Here is a 17,112-nt window from a genome sequence, read left to right as displayed (position 1 = left end):
AACCCCCGAAATCCCTGTGTTTTTAGTGGTTACAGGACTCGGGATTGGTATAAGCTTGGGGGTTCCTGCGGTGTCAAAGCCGTCCGAAAACCTGGGGATCATCACAGTGATCCGGGGCCCCCACTGAAAGAGCCATTGGCGCATGACGGAACAACTCGTTATCCACAGGCATGACTATGATGCCGGGAACCAGGGTCTGAGCTGGGCCCGCATTATCGGCATTGCTTTCGTAATTGCCTTGCACCTCACTGCACTGATGATGTTGCTGATCCCTGCAGTGGCGCCGAAGGCTCCGGCAGAGAAGGAGCGCACCACCACGGTCACCTTGGTGGATGCACCGCCTCCTCCCCCGCCGCCGCCGCCGCCGCCGCCGCCGGAAGACAAGCCGCCACCGCCGGTCAAGAATCTGTCGCCGCCGAAGCCGTCACCGGTTCCGCCGCCGCCGGAAGCTCCGGTTGTCGATGTTCCCGAACCGCGTCCCAGCGATATCGTCACGCCGCCGAGCCCGCCGGCTCCGCCGCAACCGCCGAGTGATATCGGCGCCAGTGTCGATATCTCGTCCAAGAACATGAACCCGCCGAAGTACCCGCCGGCTGCATTCCGTGCCGGTGTCCAAGGTGAGGTCATCCTGATCGTGGATGTGGATGCGAGCGGCAACGTGACCAATGTGTCGGTCGAAAAGTCCAGCCGCAACCGCGACCTTGACCGTGCCGCGATGGACGCAGCACGCAAGTGGAAGTTCAACGCCTCCACTGTCAACGGGCAGAAAGCCGCCGGACGTGTCCGCGTCCCGGTCAACTTTGCTCTGAACTGATCCCACGGGCCGGCCACGGTCGGCCCAGGATCCTGTCTTCCTTTCGCTCCACCCTTCATCACCACACACAACAAAGGTAAGCGTCATGCTGCAGGAATTCTTTATCGCCGCCGCTGCAGGGGGCTCCAATCCGTCGGCCGCCCTGTCGCAGATGGGCTTCGAGCACTTGATCACTGAAATGACGTCCAGCCCCGGCGATTTCGCCGTGTCCTGGGTCGTTCTGATCACCCTGATCGCCATGTCCGCTGCCTCCTGGTACTGGACCGTCATCAACATCTTCCGTGCCACCCGTCTGAAGAGCGCGGCTGACCGCGTCACCACCGCATTCTGGGATGCCCCGAATGCACAGGACGCCATCCGCGCCATGGAAGAGCAGCCGGCTTCCGAGCCGTTCTCCAAGATCGCACTGGACGCAGCGCAGGCTGCTGCTCACCACCAGCGCGCCGAAGGCAGCACCGGTGGTCTGGGCGAGAGCCTGAGCCGCTCGGAATTCGTCGATCGCGCCCTGCGTCAGGCCGTGACCCGCGAAAGCACCAAGCTGCAGTCGGGCATGACCCTGCTGGCCACCGTCGGTGCGACCGCACCGTTCGTCGGTCTGCTCGGTACCGTGTGGGGCATCTACGGCGCGCTGATCAAGATCGGTGCAACCGGTTCGGCCTCCATCGACGCCGTTGCCGGCCCGGTGGGTGAAGCGTTGATCATGACCGCGATCGGTCTGTTCGTCGCGATCCCGGCCGTGTTCGCGTTCAACTTCTTCTCCAAGGTCAACAGCTCGGTGATCGCCAAGTTCGACACCTTTGCCCACGACCTGCACGACTTCTTCGCCACTGGTTCGCGCGTTCGCTAATCCGTAGTAAAGAACGACTTCGCAACGATTTAGACGGAGCCCGTTATGGCCTTCAGTAGTGGAAACAGCGGTGGCCCGATGGCCGACATCAATGTGACGCCCCTCGTGGACGTGATGTTGGTGCTGCTGATCATCTTCATCATTACGGCACCGCTGATGTCCCATAAGGTCAAGGTGGAGCTGCCAGAGGCCAACCTGATCCAGAAGGAAGATGCGGAGAAACGTGCCGCGCCGATTACCCTGGCCGTCAAGGAAGACGGGTCGCTGTACTGGAACGACGAGCCGATTTCCAAGGAAGCACTGGAATCGCGCCTGTCCACTGCCGCACAGCAGACACCGCAGCCGCCGCTCAACTTGCGTGGCGACCGCACGACCAAGATGCGTACGATCAACGAGATCACCAAGATCGCGCAGGGTCAGGGCATGTTGGACGTCGGCTTCGTTGCAACCAAAGAGAAGGGGCAGTAAGCCATGGCATTCAGTACCGGTGGAAACCGCGGCCCAATGGCCGACATCAATGTCACGCCCCTGGTGGACGTGATGTTGGTGCTGCTGATCATCTTCATCGTGACCGCGCCGATCATGACGTACCCGATCGCCGTGGATCTGCCGCAGCGGGTGCTCAACCCGCCACCGCAGACGACCGAACCGCCGCCGCCGATCGAGCTGCGGATCGACGCCAGCAACCAGGTGTTCTGGAACAACAGCCCGACCCCGGTCGCGCAGTTGCAGCAGAAGATGGAAGAAGTGGTGCAGGCCGATCCGACCAATCAGCCGGAACTGCGTATCGATGCCAATGAAGATGCGGAGTACGAAGTGATGGCCAAGGTCCTCGCTGCGGCGAAGAACTCGCAGATGAAGAAAATCGGCTTCATGCAGTAAGACACCGTAAGACCGCAACACAACAGTCATGACGCGACTGCAACGCCACCGGAAACGGTGGCGTTTTTTCATGGTCGATCAAAGATGGCCAGTGTCTGTCACCGGCACAAGTCGGGTAAAACCAGCGCTGGCGACCTCGCCTGCGTTGATGTCTGACCGCGATAACGTAGAGCTGGCTGAGCCGCCTCTTCTCACGCAGGTTGCCCAGCGAGGTTGCAGCGTTGCGACATAGGGCGTGGAGCACGAAGCCTTGGAGCAGCCAACCGCACTACGGTGCTCACCGTCGGGCGCGACCGGTGCTCGGAATCGCCCATGTCCACACACACGGACACGGCGGTCCTGAGCGTGCGGTCTCCCCCAACTGACGACTGTTCGCTACGTTTTGTTGCGCCGTTCCTGAAAACGCCTGTCAAGCAAGTACCGTCAGCAGCTTCCGCCGCATGGCACCCAAGGTCATGCCCAGCGCAGAGTACGCTCACCTCGTGTTCCCGCCGCGAACGAGATCACTCGTAGGCAGGCGCAAGTCAGACTCTGGCAACGAGGCGCAGGCACGCCTGGAGCTTGCCATAGAGCGCACCTCAACCCAGCCTAACTTCGAAGCTATGGGACGCGGGCATCGTCATCGCAGCGCTGGAATGGATGATCAGGATTTTCTGGGACCGTTCTTGAGAGCGGATCACCGTGAAAGCAGTTGGCCTCGCAGCATTCAAACAGGCCCGAGTGCTTGAGGTACCGGGCCTCTTATCCACCAGACCGTCTTGACGAAAAGCCAGCTGCGTACCGGCGTCTTGATCACCAGCAAAAGAAATCCGATCGAAAGCAGGCACCAGACGGCCGGAAATTCATTGGGATTGTCCGTGGTTAGTCTGGCCAGAATCGGCCCCAACAAGAGATGGAAAATCGTAAACCGCCATGAACCGTAAGCCAGCGGAACGATGAAGGCAGCGAAGACATAGGGTGCCCATACCACCTTGAAACCAAAGATGGTGATGCTGAGAATATCGTTGACGGGTAGCTCCCAGGCAATATGCCAGTTTCCACTGACCGAACAAAGGCGATCAGAGCAGAGAGCGGTTCCCTTGGGTATGTGACTTGCCCATTCGAAGGGGTAGATCTTGAGTATCATCAGGATGAGACAGACGAAGCAGGCGAAGTATGCATAATTCTTCACCCTGTTTTTCGCCACTTCCGGGATGAAATAAAGCGAAATCGCATTGATGAAGAATGGTTGTATCGCTATATGAAGGAAACCGAGTAACGTCGCAACCTGATTCATCGGATTACTGCAGGAATTGATTACCGTGTAGGTGAATGCCTGCAGAATTTCCATTAATGAAAAAAAAGCAAGGCACCCCCACAACTCGAACGGCTCTTTCCTGTAGGCCGAATATGCGCACCCTAAGAGGCCGCAGGCAGCCACCGCGGTTGAAGCTTGTCCGTTCCAGCACATAATGCATTAAATCTTTAGAAGGCAAACTTCACAATATGTGAAGCGGGCAGGATTCGGGGGGTGTTTTCGGAAGCGGTCATGCCAAAAACGAGCCCGCACAACCGGAACTTCCGAGTCCTGCGGTAGTTTCCCTGCAGTGGCCGAGCCCTGTGCACCGCCTGGTGGTTACTGACGGTTCTATGCGCCCATGTGACAGCGATGCTCGGTTCAAGGAAGCCGCCGTTCTCCCCAGGCGTGCGCGGCCTGTGCCACCCGTAGTGCGGTTCTGAGCGGGCGTTCTGCACCCACCTGGCGACTGCTCGCTACATTTGGTTAGGGAACCTCTGAACAACTCGCCTAGCGAACGATCTTGGCGTTTTCGCCTGATCGCGACGTTCGCCCATAATGAAAATCATGCGCTTACGTGTAATGGAGATTTCTTCGGGTGTTGACCGGAGGCTCATGAAAGAGTTGTTCAGAGCTTCTTGGCAACTTTTATTCTGCTGAATCTCTCAAACCTCAATTGATGCTCTGTGCAGTATCTGCAGATACGCGCGTACGGTCGCCTCAAGGCCCCGATACAAGGCCTCGCCGATCAGCGCGTGGCCGATCGACACTTCAAGCACGCCGGGGACAGCGTTCAGAAAGTCGCCCAGGTTGACCTGCGACAAATCATGTCCGGCGTTGATGCCCAGGCCGGCAGCAGTGGCGCGCCGCTCCGCGCTGGCGAACAGCTGCAAGGCAACATCCGGCTGCCCGTGCGCATAGGCGTCCGCATACGGCCCTGTATACAACTCGATGCGGTCTGCACCGAGTGCCGCCGCCTGCGCGATAGCGGGATTACCGGCATCGACAAACAGACTGATGCGAGCACCGATCGTCTTGAACGAGGCAATCAGCGCGGCGAGTTGGACAGTGTCCTGCGCAAAATCGAAACCGTGGTCGGACGTCAGTTGTCCATCGCCGTCCGGTACCAGGGTGACCTGCTCGGGGCGCGTGGCACGACATAGCTCCAGCAGACCCGGATAACCGTCGCGCGGCGGCGCAAACGGGTTGCCTTCGATATTGAATTCGACTCCATGCTCGCGTGTCAGCGCGCTCAGCGCCAGCACATCGTCGGCGCGGATATGCCGCTGGTCCGGGCGCGGGTGCACGGTGATGCCGTGGGCGCCGGCGAGGATGCAAGTGCGCGCGGCCTGCACCACATCCGGATCGTGGCCGCCGCGCGAATTGCGCAACACCGCGATCTTGTTGACGTTGACGCTGAGCTGGGTGGTCACTACGTCGGCCTCAGGCCTGCGGCTCGCCGTCGCGCGTGGCGTTGAGGGCGGCGGCCTTGCGGGCTTCGGCAATCTCGCGCAGGCGGCGCAGCTCGGCCGGGTCGATCAGGCTGCTGGTGTCGCGCTGGGCATCGCCCATGCGCGAGGCGAACCAACCGCGCGTCCACAGCAGCAGCAACAACAGTGCCACCAGCAGCGAAGCCACCAGCAGCCACACGTGCGGCGTGCTGAAGGCCAGCACCAGCGCACCCAATGCCATAAGCAGAAACAGCCAGTGCATGACGAGCTCCCCGATCAGTGGCGGCAGTGTAGCGCCGCGGCCTGCCTGGTTCCACGTGGGCACGGCGATACGGGTCACAGCAGCGGCGACAGCAGCCGTGCGCAGGCTTCGGGCAGCCGCGAGCGCCACAACGGTCGATGGCGCACGAAGCGCACTTCCTGCGCGTGCTGCAGGTCGGCGTCGATCAAACCGGCCAGTTCGGCCGCGACCGCCTGGTCGCGGAACAGCATCGACAGCTCGAAGTTCAGGCGAAAGCTGCGGCTGTCGAAATTGGCGCTGCCGACGATGCAGACCTCGTCGTCGGCCAGCAGCGCCTTGGTGTGCAGCATGCGCGGGCCGTATTCGTAGATGCGCACGCCGGCCTCGAGCAGCTCGTCGAAATACGAACGCGCCGCGTAGGTGACCAGACGCGAGTCGCTGAGGCGCGGCACCAGCAGGCGCACGTCAAGGCCCCCCAATGCGGCCGAGGTCAGCGCCATGCGCGCGGCCTCCCCGGGGACGAAGTACGGCGTGACCAACCAGACCCGATGCCTGGCTTCGTGAATCGCAGCGACCATCAGCCGGTGGATGGACTCCCACGACGAATCCGGCCCGGAAATCAGCACCTGCGCGTCCACATCGCCTTGCGCGCGGCTCGGCACGTCCTCGGGCCAGAGCTGCTGGCCGTGGAAGGCGGCGCGGCCTTGCCCGGTGGCGTAGAGCCAGTCTTCCAGGAACACCAGCTGCAGGCTGCGCACCACGTGGCCCTGCAGGCGCACGTGCAGGTCGCGATAGGCATCGCTACGCACCTGCTCGTTCTCTTCGTCGGTGACGTTGATGCCGCCGGTGAAGCCGATCCTGCCGTCGACCACGACCACCTTGCGGTGGGTACGCAGGTTCAACCACGGTCGCTTGAACGGCTTGAGCAGCTGGGATGGATGGAACCAGGCAGTCTCCACCCCGGCCGCGCGCAGCGTCCGCAAGCTGCGCCGGGTCATCGCCGACGAGCCCACCGCATCCATCAGCAAGCGCACCTTGACCCCGGCGCGTGCGCGCTCCATCAGCGCATCGCAGATCGCGGTGCCGCTGTGGTCGGGCTGGAAGATGTAGTACTCCAGGTGGATATGGTCGCGCGCACCGCGGATGGCCTCGATGATGGCCGCATAGGTGGCCGCGCCATCCACCAGCCAGTGCACCTCGGTGGCGCTGCTGGGGGCCAGGCCGGTGGTGGACTGGCCGATCTTGGCCAGCTCGGTGCAGTCCGCGTCCGGCGGACAGACGCTGCTGTAGCTCTCCATGCCCGAGCGCGAACGACCGCGTCGCAGCCGCTGGCGTTTGACCTTCTGCGGGCCGAGCCAGTAGTAGATCAGCAGGCCCAGATACGGCAGCGCGGCCAGCGACAGCACCCAGCTGAGCGTGGCCACCGGCTCGCGCTTCTGCAGCACGATCCAGCTGGCGATCCACAGCAGGTACAGCACGTAGGCGGCGAGGAGTAGCGCTTCGAGGTGGGGAATGGTGGCCATCCAATCCCACGCGCTCTGTACGGATGCGAGCATGCGCGGATTCTACGGGCCGCACGCGCCGCTGCGATGACCGTGTGGCCAACACGATCGCCGCGCCGGGCCTGAAAGCTTCATCGTGGCGCGCGCGTGGTCGCATTGCATGAGACCTACCGGCCGTACGATGACACGATGGCAACTGCGATCAAGGGCCGCGGTGCGACCGGCCATCTACCCGGACGCTTCGAAACCACTACCCAACAACCGGTGGACGATGGCTGGTACGCCGACGACGGCGAGGAGTTCGCCGCGCCGGCGTTACGCACCCAGGTCACCGAGGAAACCGCGCGTAGCATCATCAGCCGCAATCAATCGCCGGACATCGGCTTTTCGCAATCGGTCAATCCGTATCGTGGCTGCGAGCATGGCTGCAGCTACTGCTTTGCGCGGCCCTCGCATGCGTATCTCAATCTGTCGCCCGGGCTGGATTTCGAGACGAAGCTGTTCGCCAAGACCAATGCGCCGGAGCTGCTGCTGCGCGAATTGTCGCGGCCGGGCTATGTGCCCAGCCCGATCGCACTGGGCATCAACACCGATGCGTACCAGCCGATCGAGCGCAAACGCGCACTGACGCGGCGCTTGATCGAGGTGCTGTGGGAGACGCGGCACCCGTTCACGCTGATCACCAAGAATGCGTTGGTGACGCGCGATCTGGACCTGCTCGCGCCGCTGGCACGCGAGGGCCTGGTCAACGTGCATTTTTCGGTGACCACGCTGGACCCGCATCTGTCGGCCAGACTGGAACCGCGCGCGTCCGCGCCGCATGCCCGCCTGCGCGCGATGGGGGCGCTGCACGAGGCCGGCGTTCCGGTCGGGGTGATGGCCGCGCCGGTGATCCCGTGGATCAACGACCATGAGCTGGAAGCGATCCTGCAGGCCGCGTCCGCTGCCGGCGCGCACAGTGCCGGCTATGTGTTGCTGCGGCTGCCGCACGAAGTGGCGCCGCTGTTCCGCGACTGGTTGCAGACCCATCACCCGCAACGCGCCGAGCACGTGATGAGCACGATCCAGCAGCTGCGCGGCGGCAAGGATTACGACAGCGCCTTCGGCGCACGCATGCGCGGACAAGGCGTGTACGCGGAGTTGCTGGCACGCCGCTTCGCCCTGGCCCACCGCCGCAGCGGTTTCGACGCACGCGCCATGCCGGCATTGGACACGACAAAGTTCCGCCGCCCCGCTCCGCCGGCCAAACCGGCGCGGCAATCGCCGCAAGGCAGTCTGTTCTAGGGGCGGGGAATCGGGATTGGGGAATCGGGAATCGGAACAGCAAGGGTCGCGCTGTTGCGAATTGCTGTTGCAGTTGCGATTCCCTACTCCCTATTCCCTATTCCCCGCCGTACAAGGCACTCGCCGACTGGAACAGGATCCAGCTGGTGGCGATGAACTTGTCGCCGCCGACCGGGCGGTTGCCGCGGTGGGTGTGGGTGAAGGCGGTGGGGGCGATCAGCAGGCTGCCGGTGCGCGGGCGGGCCTTGCGCTGCTGGAACAGGAATTCGGTTTCGCCCTGTTCGAACGCGTCGTTGAGGTACAGCGTCCACAACAGATGCCGGTGCAGCGTGTCGGCGCTGGCATCGCGTGGATACAGTTCGCAATGCCAGTACGGATAGCCGCCGTGGTCGGCGGTGTACCACTGCAGGTTGATCGCGCCTGGGCGCAGGCAGGTGCGGGCAAGATCGCCCAGCGCCTGATCGCTCATCTGCACGAGGTCCTCGGCCACCAGCCGGTGCGGGCTGCCGTCGGCGGTGGTGATCTGCAGCATCAGCGGTGAAATCAAGGCTTGTGGATAACGCCGCAGATAGGTCAGCACGCCTTCGAACACGGCTTGTTGCAGGCGGTTTTCCACCGCCGCCCATTCGGCAACGCCGCTGATGCGCAGATCGCGGCTGTGTTTGAGTTCGGGAAAAACGCCGCTGCCCACGCGCCCCGGTTGCAGCTGCTGGCTGTCGCGCATGCGTTGCACGATGGCGGCGCAATCCTCGCGCGAGACGGCGTTGTCGGTGATCTGGATGAAGTCGGGTTGGCTCATGCGCACGACCATAGCAACGTCATCGGTGTGCTGCACAGCCCGGGCTGGCGGCAGTGAACACTGTCGAGGCCTGGCAGTTGCGGCGATAGATGATCCTCATCGTCGGCAGTCGCGCGCGCGGATGCGCATGCAGGTCGCATCGGCGCGCTGTGCCGGCGGTTGCCTGCAATACGAGAAGGTTGCTGTCCCCACGCCCGGCAGCGAGTGTTGTTGTCGCAATGACGCTGCGTGCATGCGCAAGTGTTGCGATGTCCGCAGCCCGGACGCCCGAGTTCGCCACGCTAGGCACGTCCAAAGCATGGATGGGCGCGGCAGCAGGCAGGCGCGCCGCTTGCAATAAAAAACCCCGCCGAAGCGGGGTTTTTCATCGCTCGTACGGCGCTACGACGATCAGAACTTGTAGTTGACCGAAGCGGCCAGCACGTCGCCCTTCACCTTGTAGCTGCCAGCCAGACGGTCGCCGGTGGCGCTGACGGTATCGCTGGTCGGGTCGCTGGTGAACAGGTGGGTGTAACCTAAGTTGTATTCGGCCTGCTGCGACGGACGCCAGCTCAGACCCAGCGAGACCCACTTGCGGCTCGCATCCGGCACGCGCACATCGCGATGCTCGGCGGTGGTCGGGGTCTGGTCGTACGCCAGGCCGCCACGCAGGGTCAGCGTCTCGCTCATGCGGTAGTCGGCACCGATCGAGGCGAAGGTGGTGTCGCGGTAGGAGAAGTCCAGCACGCTGTCGGGCTGGTTGGAGGCGAAGTCCACGGTCACCTGGTCGAACTTGCTCCAGGCGGTGCGGGTGACGTCGGCCATGATCGACCACTGCTCGTTCACGTTGTGGGTGAAGCTGGCGGTGGCGCTGGCCGGCAGCTTGACGGTGGCGCGGCCCTTGGTGTCCACGAAGGTGCCCGGCGCGGCGGCGGCCAGAACAGCGGCGGGGCCACCCGGCACCGTGAAGTCCGCATCGCCGTCGGTGATCTTGTGTTCCACTTCCGAGCGGTAGCTGAAGCCGATGTGGGTGTTCTCGTCGATGCTGAACAGGCCGCCGAGGGTGAAGCCCACTTCGGTGCTGTCGCCCTTGATGCGCGAGTAGCCATCGGCGCTGCCCGGTGCGAAGCCCGGCACGCGGCGCGCGGCCAGCACGCTGCCGAAATCGACCGCGTTGGCCAGATCGATATCCAGGCGCTCGGCGAACACCGAGGCACCGAAGGACACGTACGGGTTCACGTCGTAGGAGAAGGCGACGTTGAAGTCGATCGCCTGCAGCTCGGTCTTGGTGCCGTGGTAGCGGCCCACCCAATCGCGGTCGTATTCGGTCTTGAAGCCGAACGGCACGGTCAGCGAGGTACCCAGGTGCATGTTGTCGTTCTCGCCGAACGGCACGTGGAAGTACATCGCCGGGACCGGCGCGATCATGCCGGCGTCGCCACCATTGCCGCCGGAGACCGGAGCGCCGTTGGCGTAGGTGGCGCTTCCCGGCTGGAACTTGGCCGAGAAACTGATGGCGCTGACGTCGGCCTGGAACAGGCGACCGTCCAACTGGCGCATGCCGGCCGGGTTGTTGGCGATGATCGAGGCATCGTCCGGGGCGCTGCCGGAACCGGCGAAGGCGCGGCCAAGACCCTTGGCGCTGTTTTCCTTCAGCTGGAAGGCGGCGCCGTGGGCCTGACCAACGGCCAGTACGCCGGCGATACCGACGGCCAACAGGGTGGCGCGGCTGAGAGTGGAAGCGGTAGACATAAGATGGTGCTCTCCGGATAAAGACTGTAGTGGTCGGTACAGCGCCCGCGCCCAGCGCCAAGTGGCTGCTGGAGCGCGCCGGAGACCCCCCCCCGACATACGACGCCGTACGCAGTATACCCACCCCAATTAACCGAACAATAACGAAACGTGGTCTGACCGGTTGGACAGGTTAGGGATGGGTTCAGGAGCGTGAACCCGCTAGAGTGCCACTCCGATGTTCGTCTCTCTCCCCTCCCGCAAGAAACCCACCCCGCGCTGGGCAGTGCCGTTGCTGTTCGCAACCGTCTGGCTGGCCTATCTATGGTCGATCAGCCGGCCCGGCGAGGCGCGCAATACCCTGTGGCTGGACTGGGGCGCGCTGTCCAGCGGCGTGTCCAACCTGGGCGACTGGTGGGCGACGCTGCGCGACGGCAGCGTGCTGCGGCTGTTCACCGCGCTGTTCCTGCATGCGGACTGGTCGCACCTGCTCGGCAACCTGGTGTTCCTGCTGATCTTCGGGCTGCCGGCCGAGCGCATTCTCGGGCCGTGGCGCCTGCTGTTGCTGTTCCTGGTCGGCGGCGCGGCCTCCAATCTGGCGGCAATCTTCGCGATCGGCACGCCGGACCGGGTGATCATCGGCGCCTCGGGTGCGGTGTCGGCGTTGATCGGCACCTATCTGGCGCTGTTTCCCGGCGCCAAGCTGGGCGTGGTGCTGCCGCTGGGGGTGTTTCTGGAATTCATCCGGGTGCCGGCACCGTTGCTGATCGGCGCCTGGGCGCTGCTGCAGGTGGTGTTCGCCTACATCGGCCCGGCCTTCGGCATGGTGGCGTGGTCGGCGCATATCGCCGGGTTCGTGTTCGGCATCGTCTATGGGTTGTACGTGCGCGCGGCGATCGCGCGGCGGCTGCGCAAGCGCCACGGCTTCTAGCGCGGCGCGAATCGTGCAAGGGGCGCAGTGTTGCGCTGGCCGCGCGCTGCGTCGCTGTACGGTGGCGCGCCTATAATCGCCGCATGTCCAAGCCACTGTACAAAGTCACCTTCCTCAATCACGGCAAGGTGTACGAGCTCTACGCCCGCCAGGTCACCGGTAGCCATCTGTGGGGCTTCAACCAGATCGGCGAGTTGGTGTTCGACGTGCACGACGGGCTGGTGGTCGATCCCACCGAAGAGCGCCTGCGCGAAGAGTTCGGCAACACCAAGACGCTGCACCTGCCGATGCAGAGCATCGTGCGCATCGAAGAAGTCGAGAAGAAGGGCCAGTCGGTGATCCGCGACGCCACCACCGGCGACAAGGTGGTCACGCCGTTCCCGTTGCCGACCAAGCCGCGCTGATGCGCATCCTGGTGCCCGACGATTACCAGGGCGCGGTGCGTCACCTGCCCTGCCTGCAGCGCCTGCACGGCCACGATGTGCAGGTGCTGGGCGCGCTGGCCACCGATCCCAACGAATGGGCCGAGCGGCTGGTCGAAGCCGATGCGCTGGTGTTGATCCGCGAACGCACCCGCGTGGACGCCACGCTGTTGCGGCGACTGCCGCGCCTGAAGTTGATCAGCCAGACCGGCCGGGTCGGCGCGCACGTGGATGTGGCCGCGTGCACCGAGTTCGGGGTAGCGGTGGCTGAGGGCGTCGGTTCGCCGGTGGCGCCGGCCGAACTGACCTGGGCGCTGATCCTGTCGGCCAGCCGGCGCCTGGGCGAGTACCAGCGCGCGCTGCATCAGGGTCGCTGGCAGGCGCTGGGCGATCCCGGCCTGGGGCGAGTGTTGCACGGGCGCACGCTGGGCATCTGGAGTTATGGGCGGATCGGCCAGCGCGTGGCCGGTTTCGGGCGCGCGTTCGGCATGCAGGTGCTGGTCTGGGGCGGCGACGCCTCGTGCGCACAGGCCGCGCGCGATGGCGTCGATATCGCCGGCAGCCGCGAGGAGTTGTTCGAACGCAGCGATGTGCTGTCGTTGCATCGGCGGCTGACGGCGCAGACCCGCCACCAGGTCAGTGCGCAGGATCTGGCGCGGATGCGCCCGGATGCGTTGCTGGTCAACACCAGCCGCGCCGAGCTGATCGCACCCGGCGCATTGTTGGCCGCGCTGGATGCGGGCCGGCCGGCACAGGCGGCGGTGGATGTGTTCGAGCGCGAACCGGTGCTGGATGCGCGCGATCCGTTGTTGCAGCATCCGCGCGTGCTGGCGACGCCGCATCTGGGCTACGTGGAAAGCGACAGCTACGCGCTGTACTTCGAAGCGGCGTTCGACAACGTGCTGGCCTTTGCCGCCGGTGCGCCGCGCAATCTGGTCAATCCCGAGGCGTTGGCGATCGCGCGATAGCGCGTGGTTGACGTGGTGATCGCGGGTTCGGGAACGCTTCTCGCGACCAGGGTCGCTCCTACACAAGCGTCTGCGCTGTGGCGGGGCTGATTGCGGACGTCAAACCCGGCAAGCGCTGTGGCAAAGGGATTATCGAGGGAGGCGTGCGGATGCGTTGCGGTGCCAGCGCACATCGATCGCGCCCAGCGCGCAGCGGGTGATGTACCCGCTGCGCCGTGGCCGGATTACTTGACCGGTTCGGCCGATTTGGGCTTGTCCGCAGGCGCAGCCGGTTGGGTCGGCTCGGCCGGCTTGGCCGGCTTGGCCTTTTCAGCCGGTTCGCCCGGCGTGTCGGCAGGCTTGGGCTTGTCGGCCGCTGCCGGGCGCGCGGCAGCCGGCTTGGGCTCGGCCGCGGTCTTGGCGGCCTTGGCCTTCTGCGCTGCCTGCGCCTTGGCCCTGAGCGCGGCTTGCGCCTTGGCCGCCGAGCCGGGCTGCTTGAGCTCGGCCAGCGCGGAGGCGATCGGGCCATCGCCCGGCAAGACGTCGCCGGCGCTGTAGCCCTCCTCGCCTTCGGCATCGCCACGCAGATGTCCCGGCAGCGTGGCTTCGCTGAAGTCGGCCAGGCTGGCCGGTACGTCGGCGTCGCCCGGTTGCGGTTCCGGGGTGAGCAGCACTTCCGGCACGATGCCGCTGGCCTGGATCGACTTGCCGCTGGGCGTGTAATAGCGCGCGGTGGTCAGCTTGACCGAGTCGCCGTTGTCCAGCGGCAGCACGGTCTGCACCGAGCCCTTGCCGAAGGTGCGGCTGCCGATGATGCGCGCACGCTGGTTGTCGCGCAGCGCACCGGCCAGCACTTCCGAGGCGCTGGCCGAGCCGGCGTCCACCAGCACCACCACCGGTGCGCCGCCGAGCAGATCGCCCGGGGTGGCATCGAACTTGGCATCGCTGATGGAGATGCGCCCGCGCGTGCTGACGATGTTGCCCTTGTCGAGCAGGTCGTCGGCCACCTGCACCGCCGAGGTCAGCAGGCCGCCCGGGTTGCTGCGCAGATCCAGCACCAGGCCCCGCAACTTGCCGCCGGCCTGTAGCTGCTTGAGGTTCTTCTGGAAGTCGGCACCGGTGTCGGCCTGGAAGGTGCTGATGCGGATGTAGCCATAACCCGGTTCCAGCAGCTTGCTGCGCACGCTGGCCACACGGATGGTCTCGCGCTGCAGGGACACGTCGAACGGCTTGGGCGCCTTGTCGCGCACGATGGTCAGCACGACCTTGCTGCCGGATTCGCCGCGCAGCGGTTCCATCGCCTTGCTGGCGTCGATCGGCTTGCCGTCGATGGCCACGATGACGTCGCCGGCGCGGATGCCGGCGCGCGCGGCCGGGGTGTCGTCGATCGGCGCGATCACCTTGAGCGTGTTGTCCTGCTGCTGCAGCAATTCCACGCCGATGCCGTCATAGGCGCCGGTAGCCTGCTCGTCGAAGGCTTCGGCATCTTCCTTGTCGAAATAGGTGCTGTGCGGGTCCAGGTCCGAGAGCAGGCCGCGCACCGCCGCGTGCATCAGCTTCTTGTCCTCGACCGGGTCGACGTAGGCCTGCTTGACCGCGTTGTACACCGCCACGAAGCGGCGGATCTCATCCAGCGGCACCTTGGACACGGCGGCTTCGTTGGCTTCCGGATCGTCCGCAGTGGCCTGGGCGGCGGCGGGACTGGCTTTCTGCGCCCAACCGGGTGAGGCGAACAACGCCAGCGACAGGGCAACGGACAGGACGGCTACGCGCATGAAGCACTCCGACAAAGAGATAAGACGCCCCGCAACGGAGCGGTTTGGATTATGCGCGAACCCGCGGTAAATCCGCGTTGACTTGGCACGGCCGGGTATGGCGACGGTCATGCACCGGCGCGCGTGCGGCGTGCGCCGCACTCAGCGGCGCTGCAACCAGCTCGACGGATCCACCGGCTGCCCGTTGCGCCGCAGTTCGAAGTACAGCGCCGGCACGCCCTGCCCGCCCGAGCTGCCGACCTTGGCCACCGCTTCGCCGCGCTTGATCGACGCGCCGGCATCGCGCAACAGCGTGTCGTTGTGCGCGTACAGGCTCATGTAGCCGTTGCCGTGGTCCACGATCAGGATCATGCCGTAGCCGGTCATCCAGTCGGAGAACACCACCGTACCATCGGCCACCGCGGTGACGGTGCTGCCCTTGGGCGCGCCGATCAGCACGCCCTTGCTGGTGTGGCCGTCCGGCAAGGGGGCGTTGAAGCGCGCCAGCAGGTTGCCCGACACCGGCCAGCTCAGGCCACCGACCTTGGGTGCCGGTGCGCTGGCGATGACCTTGGGCGGGGTCTTGCCGGGACGCTCGGGGCGCTCGGTCTTGCCGCGTTTTGCCTGCGCGGCGGCTTCGGCGGCGGCGCGTTTGGCTGCCGCGCGCCGTTCGGCTTCGGCCTTGGCTGCTGCCGCGCGCAGATTGGCGAGCAGCTGCTCCAGCGACCTGGCGTCCTGGCCCAGGGCTTTCTCGCGTTCGGCGCGCTGTTTGTAGCGGTCGTCCAGCTGTGCGACGGTTGCCGCCTGCTGCGAGCGATCCTTCTGCAGCAACGCGGCCTGCGCCTTTTGCTGCGCACGCGCAGCATCCAGTGCCTGGCGCCGGCTGGCGATGTCCTGCTCCACCTTGGTCAAGGCATCCAGCTGCGTGGTCAACGCCTGGATGCGCTGCGCACGTGCGTTCTGCACATAGCGGTGATCGGCCAGCATGCGCGTGGCATCGCCCACGGTGTCCTGCGACAACAGCACCTTCAACGGCGCGTTGCGGCCGACCTGGTCGGCGGCGCGCAATAACGCGGCCAGCTGCACGCGCTGGTTCTGCAGGCCGCGCTGCAGCTGCGCACGGTCCTGCTGCAGCTTGCCCAGATGCTGTTCCTGCTCGCGCATGGCCGATTCGGTCTCGCTCAACGCACGCGAGGTCCTGGCCACCTTCTCATCGGCCTGGCGCAGTTGCTGGGCGGCGTTGCCGCGCTTGCCTTCCAGTGCGCGGCGGTCGGCGCTGATGGTCTTGAGTTCGTCGCGCAGCTGCTGCAGTTTGCGCTCGGTCTCGCGCTGGCTTTGCGCACCGGCCCCGGTGCTGCCCAGCAGCGCGCAGGCCAGCACGGTCGCCGCCAGCCACGCGCGGGAACGGCCGGTGGCGGGGGCAGACGGCAGGCACGATCGCGGGGCGGGCGACAGGGGCAACGAAAGGTCCAGTGACTTCAGGCAGGTGCGCGATTGTAGCCAAGCATGGTGTGATCGCCGCCACGCCCAAGACCGCCGCCGCCGCGCAAGGTTCAGCATGAAGCCCCAGCATCTTCTTCTGGCACTGTCCCTGGTCTGCGCAAGCGCCTGGGCCGACGAGGACATCAGCAAGGTCAATGGCCGCATCAGCGCCGAGGCCGGCAAGGTCTATGGCGGGCTGGACACCGTCAACGGTTCCATCGAGGTCGGCGCCGGCGCGCAGACCCGGAGCGTGGAAACGGTCAACGGCAAGATCCAGATCGGCGACAAGGCCCGCACCGGGGATGTCTCCACGGTCAATGGCGCGATCACGCTGGGCCAGAAGGTCGTGGTGTCCGGCGGGCTGGAGACGGTCAACGGCAGCGTGCTGGTGGAGCGCGGCAGCCGCATCAGCGGCGGCGTGGAAACGGTCAACGGCAGTATCGGCCTGGTGGAAACCGAGCTGGGCGAGGGCATCGAGACCGTCAACGGCGACATTACCGTCGGGGTGCGTTCGCATGTGCATGGCGGGATCGCGGTCGCCAAACCGAACTTCAGTCTTTCGTTCAAGCCTGCGCGCAAGCCGCGCGTGGTGATCGGCCCGGATGCGGTGGTCGATGGCCCGCTGGAGTTCGAGCGCGAGGTCAGCCTGTACGTGCACCGCACGGCGAAGATCGGTGCGGTCACCGGCGCCACCGCGCGCAGCTTCGACAGCGACGTGGCGCCCAAGGACTGACGCGCTCACCACGGGGCCAGCGCCTAGAATCGGGGGA

17 protein-coding genes and 1 other RNA gene are annotated in these 17,112 nt (G+C 65.2%); 10 read left to right on the top strand and 8 right to left on the bottom strand.

Translation table 11 applies throughout. The features are described 5' to 3' along the window. Nucleotides 1–142: 142 nt before the first annotated feature. The 5 genes from XaplCFBP3123_RS18520 to XaplCFBP3123_RS18500 all read left to right on the top strand — a co-directional run bounded on the left by XaplCFBP3123_RS18520 (nucleotide 143) and on the right by XaplCFBP3123_RS18500 (nucleotide 2,935). Nucleotides 143–814, top strand: a complete 672-nt coding sequence (locus XaplCFBP3123_RS18520; protein WP_104535355.1) for an energy transducer TonB — start codon at nucleotides 143–145, stop codon at nucleotides 812–814. Nucleotides 815–899: 85 nt separating this feature from the next. Further along, complete coding sequence (gene exbB / locus XaplCFBP3123_RS18515) at nucleotides 900–1,661, top strand: TonB-system energizer ExbB (protein ID WP_005912445.1); 762 nt, start codon at nucleotides 900–902, stop codon at nucleotides 1,659–1,661. Nucleotides 1,662–1,706: 45 nt separating this feature from the next. Beyond that, entirely contained in the window at nucleotides 1,707–2,129 is a 423-nt protein-coding gene (locus tag XaplCFBP3123_RS18510; RefSeq protein WP_011035268.1) for an ExbD/TolR family protein, read from the top strand. A 3-nt stretch (nucleotides 2,130–2,132) separates the two neighbouring features. Beyond that, nucleotides 2,133–2,543 (top strand): ExbD/TolR family protein, encoded by a 411-nt coding sequence (locus XaplCFBP3123_RS18505; protein WP_011035269.1) that lies wholly within the window; start codon nucleotides 2,133–2,135, stop codon nucleotides 2,541–2,543. Nucleotides 2,544–2,855: 312 nt separating this feature from the next. Next, nucleotides 2,856–2,935: non-coding RNA, sX9 sRNA (locus XaplCFBP3123_RS18500), on the top strand. A gap of 314 nt (nucleotides 2,936–3,249) precedes the next feature. Here XaplCFBP3123_RS18500 and XaplCFBP3123_RS18495 read toward each other — a convergent pair. From XaplCFBP3123_RS18495 to cls, 4 genes are all read right to left on the bottom strand, one after another. Then, complete coding sequence (locus XaplCFBP3123_RS18495; protein WP_146091389.1) at nucleotides 3,250–3,993, bottom strand: DUF5765 domain-containing protein; 744 nt, start codon at nucleotides 3,991–3,993, stop codon at nucleotides 3,250–3,252. A gap of 491 nt (nucleotides 3,994–4,484) precedes the next feature. Beyond that, a complete protein-coding gene (locus XaplCFBP3123_RS18490; RefSeq protein ID WP_104535353.1) occupies nucleotides 4,485–5,252 on the bottom strand; it encodes a pyridoxine 5'-phosphate synthase in 768 nt (255 codons plus the stop codon). A 10-nt stretch (nucleotides 5,253–5,262) separates the two neighbouring features. After that, on the bottom strand, nucleotides 5,263–5,532 hold the full coding sequence (locus XaplCFBP3123_RS18485) for a hypothetical protein (RefSeq protein ID WP_104535352.1): 270 nt from the start codon (nucleotides 5,530–5,532) through the stop codon (nucleotides 5,263–5,265). Nucleotides 5,533–5,606: 74 nt separating this feature from the next. Beyond that, nucleotides 5,607–7,067 (bottom strand): cardiolipin synthase, encoded by a 1,461-nt coding sequence (gene cls, locus XaplCFBP3123_RS18480; RefSeq protein ID WP_104535351.1) that lies wholly within the window; start codon nucleotides 7,065–7,067, stop codon nucleotides 5,607–5,609. A gap of 135 nt (nucleotides 7,068–7,202) precedes the next feature. On the opposite strand from cls, the gene XaplCFBP3123_RS18475 reads away from it, so the two are divergent. Continuing rightward, entirely contained in the window at nucleotides 7,203–8,297 is a 1,095-nt protein-coding gene (locus tag XaplCFBP3123_RS18475) for a PA0069 family radical SAM protein (RefSeq protein ID WP_104535350.1), read from the top strand. A 97-nt stretch (nucleotides 8,298–8,394) separates the two neighbouring features. Here the strand turns inward: XaplCFBP3123_RS18475 and XaplCFBP3123_RS18470 are convergent, their stop codons facing one another. Beyond that, nucleotides 8,395–9,096: a 2OG-Fe(II) oxygenase gene (locus tag XaplCFBP3123_RS18470; RefSeq protein WP_104535417.1), complete on the bottom strand. Its 702-nt coding sequence runs from the start codon at nucleotides 9,094–9,096 to the stop codon at nucleotides 8,395–8,397. 390 nt (nucleotides 9,097–9,486) lie between these two features. Further along, nucleotides 9,487–10,827 (bottom strand): outer membrane protein transport protein, encoded by a 1,341-nt coding sequence (locus XaplCFBP3123_RS18465; protein WP_104535349.1) that lies wholly within the window; start codon nucleotides 10,825–10,827, stop codon nucleotides 9,487–9,489. Nucleotides 10,828–11,044: 217 nt separating this feature from the next. Between XaplCFBP3123_RS18465 and XaplCFBP3123_RS18460 the strand changes: the two genes are divergently transcribed. From XaplCFBP3123_RS18460 to XaplCFBP3123_RS18450, 3 genes are all read left to right on the top strand, one after another. Beyond that, nucleotides 11,045–11,737: a rhomboid family intramembrane serine protease gene (locus tag XaplCFBP3123_RS18460; protein ID WP_003482177.1), complete on the top strand. Its 693-nt coding sequence runs from the start codon at nucleotides 11,045–11,047 to the stop codon at nucleotides 11,735–11,737. Between the two features lie 83 nt (nucleotides 11,738–11,820). Continuing rightward, the gene (locus XaplCFBP3123_RS18455; RefSeq protein WP_016901574.1) at nucleotides 11,821–12,141 is read left to right on the top strand and encodes a DUF1820 family protein; all 321 of its coding nucleotides are present in this window, start codon (nucleotides 11,821–11,823) and stop codon (nucleotides 12,139–12,141) included. Then, complete coding sequence (locus XaplCFBP3123_RS18450) at nucleotides 12,141–13,127, top strand: D-2-hydroxyacid dehydrogenase family protein (protein WP_104535348.1); 987 nt, start codon at nucleotides 12,141–12,143, stop codon at nucleotides 13,125–13,127. Before XaplCFBP3123_RS18455 ends, XaplCFBP3123_RS18450 begins: the two co-directional genes overlap by 1 nt. Nucleotides 13,128–13,351: 224 nt before the next feature. Here XaplCFBP3123_RS18450 and XaplCFBP3123_RS18445 read toward each other — a convergent pair whose 3' ends face one another. Both XaplCFBP3123_RS18445 and XaplCFBP3123_RS18440 read right to left on the bottom strand, forming a co-directional pair. Then, nucleotides 13,352–14,881 (bottom strand): S41 family peptidase, encoded by a 1,530-nt coding sequence (locus tag XaplCFBP3123_RS18445; RefSeq protein WP_104535347.1) that lies wholly within the window; start codon nucleotides 14,879–14,881, stop codon nucleotides 13,352–13,354. Between the two features lie 141 nt (nucleotides 14,882–15,022). After that, nucleotides 15,023–16,321, bottom strand: coding sequence for a murein hydrolase activator EnvC family protein (locus XaplCFBP3123_RS18440; protein WP_172453368.1), 1,299 nt, complete (start codon nucleotides 16,319–16,321; stop codon nucleotides 15,023–15,025). Nucleotides 16,322–16,418: 97 nt separating this feature from the next. On the opposite strand from XaplCFBP3123_RS18440, the gene XaplCFBP3123_RS18435 reads away from it, so the two are divergent. Then, nucleotides 16,419–17,075 (top strand): hypothetical protein, encoded by a 657-nt coding sequence (locus XaplCFBP3123_RS18435; protein WP_104535346.1) that lies wholly within the window; start codon nucleotides 16,419–16,421, stop codon nucleotides 17,073–17,075. Nucleotides 17,076–17,112: the final 37 nt, after the last annotated feature.

Source organism: Xanthomonas arboricola pv. populi (assembly GCF_002939945.1).
Classification (GTDB): Bacteria; Pseudomonadota; Gammaproteobacteria; order Xanthomonadales; family Xanthomonadaceae; genus Xanthomonas; species Xanthomonas arboricola_A.
The sequence above is the reverse complement of the archived record's forward strand: the minus strand, read 5'-3'. Positions and strand labels throughout refer to the sequence as shown.

Excerpts from the sequence above, each read along its gene's own strand:
- XaplCFBP3123_RS18520 (WP_104535355.1), top strand. The coding sequence starts at position 143 with ATGACGGAACAACTCGTTATCCACAGGCATGACTATGATGCCGGGAAC.
- exbB (WP_005912445.1), top strand. The coding sequence starts at position 900 with ATGCTGCAGGAATTCTTTATCGCCGCCGCTGCAGGGGGCTCCAATCCG.
- XaplCFBP3123_RS18510 (WP_011035268.1), top strand. The coding sequence starts at position 1,707 with ATGGCCTTCAGTAGTGGAAACAGCGGTGGCCCGATGGCCGACATCAAT.
- XaplCFBP3123_RS18505 (WP_011035269.1), top strand. The coding sequence starts at position 2,133 with ATGGCATTCAGTACCGGTGGAAACCGCGGCCCAATGGCCGACATCAAT.
- XaplCFBP3123_RS18495 (WP_146091389.1), bottom strand. The coding sequence starts at position 3,993 with ATGTGCTGGAACGGACAAGCTTCAACCGCGGTGGCTGCCTGCGGCCTC.
- XaplCFBP3123_RS18485 (WP_104535352.1), bottom strand. The coding sequence starts at position 5,532 with ATGCACTGGCTGTTTCTGCTTATGGCATTGGGTGCGCTGGTGCTGGCC.
- cls (WP_104535351.1), bottom strand. The coding sequence starts at position 7,067 with ATGCTCGCATCCGTACAGAGCGCGTGGGATTGGATGGCCACCATTCCC.
- XaplCFBP3123_RS18475 (WP_104535350.1), top strand. The coding sequence starts at position 7,203 with ATGGCAACTGCGATCAAGGGCCGCGGTGCGACCGGCCATCTACCCGGA.
- XaplCFBP3123_RS18470 (WP_104535417.1), bottom strand. The coding sequence starts at position 9,096 with ATGAGCCAACCCGACTTCATCCAGATCACCGACAACGCCGTCTCGCGC.
- XaplCFBP3123_RS18465 (WP_104535349.1), bottom strand. The coding sequence starts at position 10,827 with ATGTCTACCGCTTCCACTCTCAGCCGCGCCACCCTGTTGGCCGTCGGT.
- XaplCFBP3123_RS18460 (WP_003482177.1), top strand. The coding sequence starts at position 11,045 with ATGTTCGTCTCTCTCCCCTCCCGCAAGAAACCCACCCCGCGCTGGGCA.
- XaplCFBP3123_RS18455 (WP_016901574.1), top strand. The coding sequence starts at position 11,821 with ATGTCCAAGCCACTGTACAAAGTCACCTTCCTCAATCACGGCAAGGTG.
- XaplCFBP3123_RS18450 (WP_104535348.1), top strand. The coding sequence starts at position 12,141 with ATGCGCATCCTGGTGCCCGACGATTACCAGGGCGCGGTGCGTCACCTG.
- XaplCFBP3123_RS18445 (WP_104535347.1), bottom strand. The coding sequence starts at position 14,881 with ATGCGCGTAGCCGTCCTGTCCGTTGCCCTGTCGCTGGCGTTGTTCGCC.
- XaplCFBP3123_RS18435 (WP_104535346.1), top strand. The coding sequence starts at position 16,419 with ATGAAGCCCCAGCATCTTCTTCTGGCACTGTCCCTGGTCTGCGCAAGC.